11 protein-coding genes are annotated in these 12,335 nt (G+C 52.4%); 4 read left to right on the top strand and 7 right to left on the bottom strand.

Translation table 11 applies throughout. The annotated features are described in order from the left end of the window. Positions 1 to 410 precede the first annotated feature (410 nt). From GOW40_RS17650 to GOW40_RS17680, 7 genes are read right to left on the bottom strand one after another with little or no spacing between them, the layout of a single operon-like run. Positions 411 to 1,748 (bottom strand): nucleotide sugar dehydrogenase, encoded by a 1,338-nt coding sequence (locus GOW40_RS17650; protein ID WP_254444493.1) that lies wholly within the window; start codon positions 1,746 to 1,748, stop codon positions 411 to 413. Beyond that, positions 1,738 to 2,295, bottom strand: coding sequence for a glycosyltransferase (locus GOW40_RS17655; protein ID WP_171136736.1), 558 nt, complete (start codon positions 2,293 to 2,295; stop codon positions 1,738 to 1,740). Before GOW40_RS17655 ends, GOW40_RS17650 begins: the two co-directional genes overlap by 11 nt. Next, positions 2,292 to 2,774, bottom strand: a complete 483-nt coding sequence (locus GOW40_RS17660; RefSeq protein WP_217352324.1) for a UDP-N-acetylglucosamine--LPS N-acetylglucosamine transferase — start codon at positions 2,772 to 2,774, stop codon at positions 2,292 to 2,294. The genes GOW40_RS17655 and GOW40_RS17660 overlap by 4 nt, the downstream gene beginning before the upstream one ends. Positions 2,775 to 2,796: 22 nt before the next feature. After that, complete coding sequence (locus tag GOW40_RS17665; protein ID WP_171133149.1) at positions 2,797 to 3,684, bottom strand: glycosyltransferase family 2 protein; 888 nt, start codon at positions 3,682 to 3,684, stop codon at positions 2,797 to 2,799. Further along, on the bottom strand, positions 3,674 to 4,501 hold the full coding sequence (locus GOW40_RS17670) for a CpsD/CapB family tyrosine-protein kinase (protein ID WP_171136735.1): 828 nt from the start codon (positions 4,499 to 4,501) through the stop codon (positions 3,674 to 3,676). The genes GOW40_RS17665 and GOW40_RS17670 overlap by 11 nt, the downstream gene beginning before the upstream one ends. A 38-nt stretch (positions 4,502 to 4,539) precedes the next feature. Then, on the bottom strand, positions 4,540 to 6,066 hold the full coding sequence (locus GOW40_RS17675; protein WP_171133147.1) for a hypothetical protein: 1,527 nt from the start codon (positions 6,064 to 6,066) through the stop codon (positions 4,540 to 4,542). A gap of 49 nt (positions 6,067 to 6,115) precedes the next feature. After that, positions 6,116 to 7,075 (bottom strand): ExeA family protein, encoded by a 960-nt coding sequence (locus tag GOW40_RS17680; RefSeq protein ID WP_171102138.1) that lies wholly within the window; start codon positions 7,073 to 7,075, stop codon positions 6,116 to 6,118. A 790-nt stretch (positions 7,076 to 7,865) separates the two neighbouring features. Here GOW40_RS17680 and GOW40_RS17685 point away from each other — a divergent pair. The 4 genes from GOW40_RS17685 to GOW40_RS17700 all read left to right on the top strand — a co-directional run bounded on the left by GOW40_RS17685 (position 7,866) and on the right by GOW40_RS17700 (position 12,332). Continuing rightward, positions 7,866 to 8,552, top strand: coding sequence for a sugar transferase (locus GOW40_RS17685; RefSeq protein ID WP_171133146.1), 687 nt, complete (start codon positions 7,866 to 7,868; stop codon positions 8,550 to 8,552). Between the two features lie 239 nt (positions 8,553 to 8,791). After that, positions 8,792 to 9,334: a polysaccharide biosynthesis/export family protein gene (locus tag GOW40_RS17690; RefSeq protein WP_171102136.1), complete on the top strand. Its 543-nt coding sequence runs from the start codon at positions 8,792 to 8,794 to the stop codon at positions 9,332 to 9,334. A gap of 167 nt (positions 9,335 to 9,501) precedes the next feature. Next, the gene (locus GOW40_RS17695) at positions 9,502 to 10,764 is read left to right on the top strand and encodes a hypothetical protein (RefSeq protein ID WP_171133145.1); all 1,263 of its coding nucleotides are present in this window, start codon (positions 9,502 to 9,504) and stop codon (positions 10,762 to 10,764) included. 164 nt (positions 10,765 to 10,928) lie between these two features. Next, positions 10,929 to 12,332: an oligosaccharide flippase family protein gene (locus GOW40_RS17700; protein WP_171136734.1), complete on the top strand. Its 1,404-nt coding sequence runs from the start codon at positions 10,929 to 10,931 to the stop codon at positions 12,330 to 12,332. Positions 12,333 to 12,335: the final 3 nt, after the last annotated feature.

Here is a 12,335-nt window from a genome sequence, read left to right on the forward strand (position 1 = left end):
TACTCGGCTTCAGGTTGTATGGATTCGGGGAACTGGGGGTGCTGACGTCGCGCGACGTCCACAAAAAGAATCCCGCATCAACCTGGACTTAAACTCTAGCCCGCATCAGCCGCGAATCGTAGTGAAATCGCATCCAGCGAGCCAATAGCCGTCAATATTTATGTGTTTCAAACGCTATTTTCAACATTATGAGGTGTTCTTAAGATATTGTTTCCATTTCAGGCATTAACCTGAAAGAGCACCGTGGAATCTTGCAAAAATTTCAGTTCACCGAGCAGGAAATTCTTAATATTTTTTTAGAAAAAACAGGCATTGAGTGGCGAAGTTATCCACAGGATCGGTGTTTTAGTGCCGCTTGGGTTGAACGTTTTCCGGTTAAACTGGGGGGGCAAAGAGCCCCCCAAAATGTCTTACGCCTTGGTGACGTTCTTTTCTGAAAGCTGTCGCCGCGCAATCGCGTTGCGAGTGTCGATCACCGGAATCCCGAGGTTAACCAACGCTTCATAGTCAACCTCGTCATGGTCGGTCGAAATCAGGATGGCGTCAAAATCCTCGGCGCGAATGTCGTCAAACGGCAGTGATTGCCAGCCCAGAAACTCGGGATATTCGCGCATTTTCGGGATCGCCGGTACATGCGGATCGTGAAAGGCCACTTTTGATCCGGCCTGGTTCAGCAATGACATCAACCGGACCGAAGGGCTTTCGCGCATGTCCGAGACATTTTTCTTATAGGCTATTCCGATGATCAGAACCCGCGCGCGCGACAGGCCGATGCCAAGTTCGCGATCCAGCGTCTCGCGAAGACGTGCGACAACATAGTTCGGCATGTTCGAATTGATCTCGCCCGCCAGCTCGATAAAGCGCGTCGACAGTTCAAATTCGCGCGCTTTCCACGTCAGATAGAACGGGTCGATTGGGATACAGTGCCCGCCAAGGCCGGGACCGGGATAGAAGGGCATGAACCCGAATGGTTTGGTCCCTGCGCCGTCGATTACCTCCCATACGTCGATGCCCATCGCGTCAAAGATCACCTTCAACTCATTGACCAGAGCAATATTCACAGCCCGAAAGATGTTCTCGGTGATCTTGACCGCCTCGGCGGTTTGGGTGGTCGAGACAGGTACCACCGCGTCCACAACATTCTCATAAAACCGCGTGACCAGCTTGCCAGCGGCTTCGCCGTCGCCGGCAACGATTTTGGGAATGGTGGCGGTGCGAAAATGCTTGTTGCCCGGATCCTCGCGTTCTGGTGAGAAGCCAACAAAGATCTCTTCCCCCGGGACATGGCCGGACTTCGCCAGGATTGGTGTCAGAACCTCGGCCGTGGTGCCGGGATAAGTGGTTGATTCCAACACAACCATCGCACCGGCTTTGATGTGCTTGGCGATAACCTCTGTGGTCTCGGTCACGAATGACAAATCGGGATCACGGTGTTCTGTCAACGGTGTCGGCACGCAGATGACGATGACATCCATGGCTGACAATTGCGAAAAGTCAGCGGTCCAGGCCACGGTTCCCGCATCCAGCAGCGATTTGAGGTCTTCGCTGGCCACAGCTTCGATATAGCTGTCGGATTTGTGCAGAGCGTCAATCTTGGACGGGTCGATATCGAACCCGGTGACAGGCATACCCTTTTTGGCCGCCGTCACCGCAAGCGGCAGCCCGACATAGCCAAGCCCAATTATGCCGACCTGGGCGCTTTTGTTTTTTAGCTTGTCCCAGAGGTCCTGAAAGCGATCATGTTTCAAAAGATTTTTTCCCGTTTTGACCGTGGGCGATCCCATTCGGTGCAAATGTGTTGGTCATGAGATACTCGCGAAGAGCAGCGGTGAACTGCGGGGGTGCGTCCTGAGACACGGGTGCCTGTTTGTGCTGACCCAGCGTTTCAAGGGTGCGGTCCAGCAAAGCGGGCAGTTCGGTTTCATCCTTCGCCACAAAGATGTTGGGCCGATCCCCCAAGTGTTTGGCGGTGGTGAACTGATGGTCGTTGCGGGTTTCGCGCAAGTGACCCCTGCGGGGCATCACAACAATGGGTTTACCGCGGCTTAACGCTGTCAGGATCGACCCCATACCGGCATGGGAGATGATCAGATCCGACTGCTGGAATTTCAGATTGTAATCCTTTGGCGTCATGCGCGCGACCGCCTCGAAATTCTTTGGGCGGTGATGGGCCATGCCTTCATCGGTGATCTGACCGAACACTTTGGGGGGGTTGGGCGTCGTCCCGCACCATTCATCGATCGCGCGGATCAGCCGTTCAAACGGCTCGTGCGTCCCAATCGTCAGAAAGATCACAGCACCGCCCCCAAATAGTGGGGGCCCTCGGGCTTGGCCAGATGCTCCCATTGAGTCAGCCACAGATCAACATGTTTGCCGATTTTCTGACCCGAGAGCGAAAGCTCTTCGGCGTTGGCCATGCTGTCGATCCAGATGGTGCGTGCGCCCAACAATCCGCCCAAGCGAATGGCGAAATAGCCCGGAGCTGCTCCGGTGCTGACAACCACATCCGGGCGATAGCGGATTAAAACCCAGGTGATCTGAAGTAACTGCTTGATCAGGCGAATTTTTTGCCAGCGGTTCGCTTCGGTCACCGTTGCGAAGTTGGGCGCAGCTTCGCCCGCCTCTTGCGCCTGTTGTCTCAGTAGCTCGCCCGAGCCGGGATCGGTGGTTACATAGGTCACTTTCATTCCGTCCCAGGCCTTGCGCAGGCGCATCAACTGCACCCAATGCCCGCCTGTAGATGAAATTGCCATGACATGTGGCATCTTACTCATACTCTTCTCCGCATAGCGGCCTCTAAACTGGTAAACCCAATGCTTGTCTCAACATCCAGAACATCCGTAGAAGCCTGAGTCGAAACAGCGTTGCAACCGTGGCACAATACTCTCTGGCCCCTTGTAGGCGTGGTGATCGCAGGACCTTTGGGATGTGTACGACCGCGCTGAGCGGCATTAAACAGGCCCGTCCGATCCAGCTTGCGCGGCCCAATACACCGGGCCGGTTCTTTTGGAACAATAGATAACTTTCATTGGTGAGGCGCTGCCATTTACGGCGCAGTGCGTCCCAATCCGAACGGCTGGGATGTGACACCGCAAGCGCATCCACATAGATCAGGGAATAGCCTTTGTCACGGGCGCGCCAGCACCAGTCATTGTCCTCGGAAACACCTGCCTTGAACGGGCCGACGGCTTCGAAAACATCTCGGCGTGTGATCAGGTTTGCGGTAACCGAAAATCCCTTTTGCTCTATGTAGGACTGACAGTTAAACGCAAACACCGTCTCAAAACCTTCCGCACCGCTACGAGGAGGAGGAGTTTCGTCGAACACATCGACGCGCCCACCGATCATGTCTGCATCAGTTCGGACCCGCCGCGCTGTTTCAACCCAATCGTCGGCAGCAACACAATCGGCGTCGATGAAATACAGATACGCCCCTGAAGTTTCAGCCACACCGCGATTGCGCGCTGCGGCTGCTCCTTTTTCGCCTTCGGCAACAAAGCGCACGTTCTCATATTTGGCGCGAATTTCGTCCAACGACTGGTCAGATCCGTTGTCTACAACAACAATCTCGACCTCCGATAGGTCGTTGGCCATAAGCGAGGCCAAGCAGCGATCAAGGCGGACCACGTCATTGTAGTGCGGGATAATGATCGAAGCGCTTATTTGAGTGTCATTAATAGCCATAAGCCGTATCGCTGTAGTGACATTTGTTCAAAATGACACCCATCACATTTGTCAGCTCAGCCAAGTGACGTTCTGCGATATCAACTTGTTTGACCGATGTCTTGTCGGCTTCGACCATAAGCAACGCGCAGTCGACATTCTTGAGGAAAGCAAAATTATCGTCGCTGACCAGCAAAGGTGGCATGTCAAATAGCATGATGTCTGGCTTGTACGCTGCTTCAATTGTGTTCAGCACGCGTCCAGTCGATTGCGATTGCAGAACCTCAGCCGAGCTTCCGACCGGTGCATCATTCGCACCAAGTATGACGTTCTCACCGATGCGAATACCGTGTTCGGCAAAGTCGACCTTGCCCTCGAAAACAGACTTCATGTTCGATTTGGGCTGCAATCCGAGCAATCGCGCGAGGTTCGTGCGGCGTAGATCGCAGTCTAAAACCATTGTGCGCAGGTCGGCCTGTCGCTCGAAGCTGAAAACAAGGTTGGATACCGTCGTGGACTTTCCGCATCCGCTGTGCGGCGACACAATCGCTATACGTTTCCAGTCATTCAGCTGCGCCAGCTGCAAGATGCGCGTCCGCAGCATATCGTATGGGGCTGCATGTTCGCCTCCGGAATAGGCGACCATCCGGTTCTTTCGCAAAATTCGCGGGTTCAGCTCCGCCTGTGCCAATGACGCCCAGGCCGAATTTACGGCCTCTTCCGGCGTTTTGACGGGTTCGTTGACCACTTCCGGTTTTTGAACCGGGTGTCCATTGATCGTCTGGGATTCCTGGCGCTGGACCCGCGCTTTTTCAATCGCGGCCTGAAGCTTTTCCATTTCTTAGTCCTTTCGCCCCAATACCAAATACACCGTCATCAAGCCGCCCCCAGACTGTCGACAATAGGTGTTACAATTGCATCAAGTGGTTGATAATAAACATGAACCGCATAGAGCAGCGCGGGCACTCCAACCACGATCGCGATCAGCCAGGCGGCGACGCGCAACCGTGCACGTAAACGGTCAGCAGCTGTTTCAATGTAGGGAATCGTCGCCAGTGGCGTTACATTCAGCCGGGAAACCAAGTCTTGCGGGCGATGCACCGATTGGTCCAGCAGCATCAGCAAGATAATCAAAGCAGCGCCCGTCATGATGCCGAAGAAACTGCCGCCCACTGCAATGAGCAACCGATTGGGCTTGCTGGGCGCATCAGGGATCGACGGTGGCTCCAAAACGACGACGCGTTGCCCTTGATTGCCTTCGACAATCTCTTTGCTGGCAGCGGCGTCCGCCAGTTTTGCGCGAACATCAGTGTACTGTCGCTGGATATTGTCGCGCTCCAGCGTAAGTTCTTCCAGTTGAATTGCGTTGATTGGTGTCTGGTCGATCGTGGCTTCGATCCTTTCCAGCTGCAGCAACGCGTCTGTTTTTTGTGCTTCGATATCCGCAATGCGCGAATCGATATCGGCCAGTTGGCTATCCAGCAGCGGGTTGCCGGTTGTTCCCGGCTGTGCTTGCGGAGCGGGTTGCAGGCTTACCACTTGTTCCAACTGCCTTACCTTCGCGATCAACACTTTGACCTGAGGGTGTTCTGACGACTTAACCGCCAGTTCATCATTCAGCTGCGCTTGAAGAACTCTCAACTGTTGTTGTTCTGGCGTCAGGTTCTGTGTCACGGCAGCACCGCTAACTTGTCCCGTCGACTCGAATATCTGGATCAGACGCACACGCTGATCTTGCAGGACCGAGCGATCACGCTCGTACTGTGCGATCCGGTCCAAAAGAGTGCTTTGCTGACCCAGCCGAGTGTCCAGCGTTTCGGGCAAAGCGTTAATGTTCTCGCTTTTGAATGCCAGGATGCGGGCGTTCTGGTCGGCCAGCTTTTCGCGCAACTCGGTCTCAAGACGTTCGAAGAAACCAAGTTTTTGTGCTGCGTTTTCAACGCCTTCATCAATACTGATCTGATTGATGATTTTCAGGTATTCTTCAAGAACCCACGCCGCATGCTCGGCTTGTTGTGCCTCAAAGCTGATATCCATGAATGTGGCTTCACCGCGCCGTGCACGCGCCCAAATATAGGTCTTGCTGCGCATCCAACTTTCAATTTCATCTGGGCTTTTATTTGCTTGATCCGGCACCGGCTGTACTAAGTCGGCGATTGCCAGAAGGTTGGCCCGGGTCATCAACTTGCCCTGCGCTATCTGCAGCTGCGCTAGCTCCGGGGCAAGTTGTCCTGACGGGTCATCGATCTTTGGACGTTCAACTGCCAGCTTGGCCGCCGACACGTAAGAAGGGGGCAACGTTTGAGCAACAGTGATCGCGACCGCCGAAATCGCAACGGCGATAATCAGCAGCAGAGGAAACCGCCGCATGAACAATGAGAAATAGTAACGTACGTCCAACACTAGCCTAAGAACCTTTTACCCTAGATGCCTCTACCACCCAATTGTGGCATTATCCTGTCTGACCTTCCGGAATGATGCGGTCGGATGACCGAAGGAAAAGCAACTCGCTATTGTCTTTTTCTTTTTCTGCGGTGCTCTTCTCGTCGTCTTTAATTTCGTCCTCGTCGCTCTCAAGCGCGAAGCCACCGAAGAACACGCCGTCTTTCAACACAGACTTCACCACCCTCAACGACACAACATTTGTCTCGTCGCTCCAGGCGTACATCAACGCAAATTCACACAGTTGGTTTACCAGTCGGGGAACACCCTGAGTGGCTTGAAAAATCGCTTTGCAGGCACCTGAGGTGAACTCTTTGCCGGTACCACCAGCGGTTTCCATGCGGTGTGAAATATATTTGGTGACCGTTTTCTGATCCATCTTGTCAAGGTGGAAACTGGCCGCCACACGCTGTGCAAGTTGGCGCATGCTGGGTGAACGCACCATATCGCGCAGCTCTGGTTGACCAACCAAGATGAGCTGGATCAACTCGTCTTTATTACTGTTGATGTTGGTCAACATCCGAAGTTCTTCCAGCCCTTCTGAAGACAGGTTCTGCGCCTCGTCGATGATCAGGACGACGCGTCGCCCGGCAGCATATTCGCTGATCATGAATTCCTGAAAACGCTGAAACATCGAGACATAGCTTTCGCCTTGCACGAAAGGCACGGAAAGCGCGTTGAGAACCCATTGGAGCAATTCACCGCGCCCACCCTGAGCGTTCGAGATCAGGCCGATCGAGACCTGTCCGTCGTCCACCTTGGACAGCAGCTTTTGAACCAGTGTTGTTTTGCCAGCACCGATTTCACCTGTGACCAGAGTAATCGGAGCGCGGGACATAATGCCGAATTCGAGGACAGAGAAAGCGCGTTGGTGTTGGGTCGACCAGTACAAAAAGCTTGGGTCCGGAATAAGCGTGAAGGGGCGCTCATTCAGACCAAAAAAGCCAGTATACAACTCTCCCGAACTCATCTCGTTTTACCGACTTTCTCCGAAACCACGACGATCTTTACCAACACATAGCACGCATCCACGACAGTCAGGGATACACGAGCCGTAGCACAACATCTTACTCAACTTTCTGAATGATTCATTTGCTGGATGCAAATTGTCCAGCGGCTGATACACGATTACCACTCAATCTCTTCTGGATGCGTCAAATATAATCCTTTCTGGAAACAATACTAGGCCACTGCCTATGCCAGCATCGCGCCCGAAGCGAGAGATTTTTCTGCGGTACAGCATAACAGTGAATCACCTGCTCGCGGCTCAAGTATCTTGTGGATCAGAATTCTAGACAAAAAGGGTATGCGGTCGGGCGCTGCCGGTAGTACTTGCGATAGCTGGATATCTTATAGGTAGAATCGCCTTTAGCCAATGACGTCGAGTGCCTGGAATACGGTAGGGCAAAGTGGGAAAGATTCTGTCAGAACTGTGCCTTGTACAACAGTTGCGCCGACATATTGTGCATCAATGATATATCTTAGCCAGTATTGCGTAAGCAACGGAAACAATTCGGCCTTGAAGATGTACAGTGATGCTGATAGTAATGTACAGGTTATCAAAGGCTTAACGCGAAAATTAAAATTTTTTGCCAGAACGAGTAAAAATTATGGCGACAAAGCTGGTCAAAACCTGAGAAAACAGGGTGACAGCATTTGGAAAATTTTCATAAAGATGCGTTGTTCGTCGAGTAGTGAGTAATGCCAGGGCGTGTGTGTTAGCGTCCGGTTTTGGAGTGAAGTTTGTAATGGTAACACAGATGCATAATTTCGATGCCGTGGAAAAAGTTTCCCCGGACGGATCTGTAAGAAGTGCGCGTGCGCTCGGGCGACCGGCCACACGGCTTTATCGTGACTACTTGAAGCGCGCTTTGGATATTTCTTTCATCCTATTGGTTTCGCCGATCGCTCTGCCTCTTGTCGCCATTCTTGCGTTGGTTGCATCCCGCGATGGAGCCTCACCTTTCTATACCCAAGCCAGGGTCGGTCGTAATGGTGTCGTTTTCACCATGTATAAAATCCGCACTATGGTGAGCGACGCAGATGCCCGTCTTGAAAAACATCTGACCGAAAATCCGGGTGCACGGATCGAATGGGACAGCACGCAAAAGCTTAAAAAAGACCCGCGCATCACTGCAATCGGTACGTTCATGCGCCGTTCTTCTTTGGACGAGTTACCGCAGCTGCTTAACGTTCTTCGTGGCGACATGTCGTTGATTGGTCCGCGACCGATGATGGTGAGCCAAAAGGCCTTGTACCCAGGGCGTACCTATTATGAGTTGCGCCCAGGAATTACAGGCTTGTGGCAAGTTTCGGATCGCAACGAATCGACTTTTGCGGATCGCGCGCGATTCGACACTACATATGGGAAAACCCTCTCTTTCAAAAATGACCTGATGATCTTGTTCAAAACTGTCGGCGCCGTGTTGCGCTGCACAGGCCACTGAACAGGGAGTTTCATAGCGCCATTGCGCAAGTATTTGGTTTCGCTGTGAAAAAAGAGAGAGCTTTTGGAATGCTGAGTTGGTAAAATTTAGAAGAGGCTGAAGCAAATTTGTCTCAGGTTTTTCTCCGGCTCGAAAATAATCTTCGTACGGCCCGACTAAGGGTTAAATTTGACAACAACTTCACAACCGGGGGAGACCAGATGTATAAACTCCTTTGCAGCCTTTTCGCCATTGCTTTGATGGCCACGGGTCTGACTGCAACCAAGGCATCGGCACAAGCTGGATATCGCATTCAACCAGGCGATATCTTGCAAATTGAAGTGCTGGAAGATGCCAGCCTTAACCGCCAAGCACTTGTGCTGCCAGACGGATCTATCAACTTTCCGATCGTTGGCTCTGTTCAGGCAGCGGGTTCATCCGTTGGCCAGCTTCGTGGCACTTTGACAAGTCGTTTGGCGCCGAACTTTGCCACGACACCTACCGTCTTTGTTTCAGTTGGTGCACTTGCCGCGCCAACCGTGGCTGCAACTGCTGCAACCGGCAACGATGTATTCATTACCGGAGAGATCACGATCCCAGGCCGTGTCCCGATCATAAACAACGCCACAATTCTGCAAGTTATCGCGGAAGCTGGTGGTTTGACCCGTTTCGCAGCCGGAAAACGCATCCAACTGCGTCGGGGAAGCAACGTTTACAGCTACAATTACTATGACAACACCGGCAATGTTGCGCTTCAGGCTGGTGACGTTATTGTGATCCCACAGAGGAAGCTATTTGAATAACCATCGCCCAGGAGCAGGGGGCCCAGGTGAAAAACAACAAAAGTTTGACGTTGGCACTCGCGGCAACGACCGCCATATGTTCAGCCAACACAGCTGCAGGCCAAGCAGTACCAAGCGCTCAGTCAGCCCCGGGGGGGCTGACTTACACGTATGGGATCAGTTCTTCATTGCGTATTAACGATAATTTCGGACTTGATGTCGGAAGTTCGCAGGAGACGACAACCATTCTGGACACCACATTGTCCTACGGGTTGTTGAAAGAAACCCAGATTGACACTTTGCAATTCGATCTGAGCGGCATCGTGCGGCTGGGTGAGGTTCCGGGACAATCCCAGAATGTCGATGTCGACGATCCCAATGCGTTCTTTGCCTATACGCGCGATGGCGCCAATAGTCGTCTGGCGACAGATGCACGGATTCGTCGGGTCGATCTGAATTTCGACGACCCGCTGCGCGTTCAAGACCAGTTGAATTCGAACAGCCTGATCATTGATGACGGAACGCGGACCACATCGAGGCTGAATTTCGCTTGGGAAAATGGGATCAACGACGCGGTCGGCTATGGGTTCGACCTGCAATACTTAGATGAAAGTTTTGAGGATACAACGGATCCCGGCCTTTTCGATAACGACGAATTGCGCTCTGAGGTATTTGGCACGTTCCGCTTCACATCGACCGCAACCGGGCGCCTCAGCTATTCGCGGATCGATTATGAGGCCGATGACACGCTTCAGGAAGAACGCGAAACACAAGAGTTGTTGTTTGATTTGACCTATGCGGTCAATCCGATCACCGACGTTTCCGTACGGGTTGGCTACGCTGATATCGAAGAGACAGATATTACGCCATTCACCACTGAAGAAGATGGTCTTACTGGTGGGCTGACCGTTACACGAAGCCTGACCAATGGCTTTGCGGCAATTGGAATTGACACCGGTGTGGCGATCACTGGCCGTCGGACGAATTTCGACGTTACACGATCGTTTTTGTTAAAGGGTGGTTCCTTTGATGCAACGCTGGGTGTCACGCGTGGGCCGTCGGGCGATATAGATCCGATTGGACAGATCGGATACAACTATACCTTGGCGAACGGGTCGATCGGTGCCGCATTTGTGCGAGACTTCCGGAACGACGTTCAGGGTAATGACATTCGATCGACACGCGCAACGTTGAGTTACCTAACTGACATCAATCCGGTGTCCAGCCTGGATTTTCGTGTTGGATACGGACAAGTGGACGACGCCGGCAATGGTAGCGTGACCGATACCGACAATACTACTTTCCGAGCAACTTACATCCGCGCCTTGAACGCCGATTGGAACCTGTCTGCAGGTTATGAATACCGGCACCGTTTCGAAGAAGGTGTTGGGTCAGCCAAATCCAACGAAATCTTTTTTTCATTGGACAGGTTTTTCGTCGTTCAACGCTGAACGGATTGATCGTGTAGTAACAGGAAACGATTTCTTTCCAAAAGAAATGGTTTCCTGTTTTTTCTCGCGACTGTTGAGCTGATCATCTATTGTTCTGTTTGCCGGATGGCGTTGATTCATTAGTTTTCTTGTTTGTGTAACCAAGTCTCTGGGAAGGCCGGACAATGTTTCGATCTGCACTGCTGATCCTGTCCGGGAACGCGTTCGGGTCTGCGATGACCTTTCTGCGCAACCTCCTTGTTGCCCGGTTGGTCAGTGTTGAAGACTATGGCATCGCGGCGACTTTCGCCATCAGCATGGCAATCGTCGAGCTCACCTCTAGCTTTGGATTGCAACAACTGATCGTGCAGGACAAAGACGGAAACGACACAAAGCTTCAATCTGGCTTACAAGGCTTTCACGCCGTACGCGCCGTGTTTTCGGCAGCCCTGCTTTTCTTCCTGGCCCATCCGATCGCAAATTTCCTTGGAATACCGGAAGTCGCCTGGGCCTATCAGGTTCTGGCTATTGTCCCGCTCTTGAACGGATTTATCCATTTCGATGTCTATCGCTTGCAACGGCAACAGAAATTCGGCCCGCTGATCCTCAGCACCAGCCTGCCTGCGTTTCTTTCGGTGGTTCTAACCTGGCCTCTGTTTCAGTATTTTGGCGATTACCGTGTGATGCTGTATGCGGTGATTGCGCAAGGTGTCGCGACGGTACTCTTTTCTCATCTGGTGTCGATCCGTCCTTATTCTTTGCGCCTTGATCGCCAGTTGGTGGGACGAGCCTTTCATTTCGGTTGGCCGCTTTTGATTAACAACATCTTGCTTATTCTTGTCCTGCAGGGTGAAAAGCTGGTTGTCGGTCGCGAACTGGGCATGGCTGAACTGGCGATCTTTGCTATGGGCTTCACCTTGACGCTCACGCCAACATTGATCGTGGCCAAAAGCACGCAAAGCTTTTTTCTGCCGCAGCTTTCTGCAGCCAAAGGCGATCAAGAGCGTTTTGAGCAGTTAGCCTATGCAACCATGCAGACGAGCCTGACAAACGGTCTGTTTCTGATGGCGGGCATCGTGGTGTTTGGCGCGGTTTTTGTTCATTTTGTTCTCGGCGACAAGTACGCAGCACTTGTCCCTTACCTCATCCCCTTGGCTTTGTTGCATGCCTTGCGAGTCTTCAAAACAGGAAGCGCGGTCGTTGCCCTGGCCAAAGGCCGGACGAGCAACGCTATGATCGCAAACATGTTTCGGGTCATGTCACTACCCGTTTCATGGTATGCGGCCGTTCACGGATACGGTCTGTTTGTCATTATTCTCATAGCATCTACAGGAGAGCTTTTGGGGTTCATTGCGTCACTGCGCCTTGTTCAGACGCGCGTAAATCTTTCGCTTGGCCCAATGGGTATTCCGGTTCTGATCGCTTTTGTTTTGCTGGCTTTGGCAATGACAAAACAAATCTGGTTCTCAGGCTTAGACCTTCTTTTGACTACGGTCGTAACCGCGACCTTAATGGCGGTTGCCCTTTTTGTGATGAAGAACCTTCGACGCTATGTAAGCCAGCGTGTGTTCACGCAATATGTGGAGTGAACT

The organism is Ruegeria sp. HKCCA6707 (genome assembly GCF_013033515.1).
GTDB lineage: Bacteria > Pseudomonadota > Alphaproteobacteria > Rhodobacterales > Rhodobacteraceae > Ruegeria.

What these genes read in the sequence shown, in the direction of transcription:
- GOW40_RS17660 (WP_217352324.1), bottom strand. Translation starts at nt 2,774, where the DNA reads ATGAGTAAGATGCCACATGTCATGGCAATTTCATCTACAGGCGGGCAT.
- GOW40_RS17665 (WP_171133149.1), bottom strand. Translation starts at nt 3,684, where the DNA reads ATGGCTATTAATGACACTCAAATAAGCGCTTCGATCATTATCCCGCAC.
- GOW40_RS17670 (WP_171136735.1), bottom strand. Translation starts at nt 4,501, where the DNA reads ATGGAAAAGCTTCAGGCCGCGATTGAAAAAGCGCGGGTCCAGCGCCAG.
- GOW40_RS17680 (WP_171102138.1), bottom strand. Translation starts at nt 7,075, where the DNA reads ATGAGTTCGGGAGAGTTGTATACTGGCTTTTTTGGTCTGAATGAGCGC.
- GOW40_RS17685 (WP_171133146.1), top strand. Translation starts at nt 7,866, where the DNA reads ATGCATAATTTCGATGCCGTGGAAAAAGTTTCCCCGGACGGATCTGTA.
- GOW40_RS17690 (WP_171102136.1), top strand. Translation starts at nt 8,792, where the DNA reads ATGGCCACGGGTCTGACTGCAACCAAGGCATCGGCACAAGCTGGATAT.
- GOW40_RS17700 (WP_171136734.1), top strand. Translation starts at nt 10,929, where the DNA reads ATGTTTCGATCTGCACTGCTGATCCTGTCCGGGAACGCGTTCGGGTCT.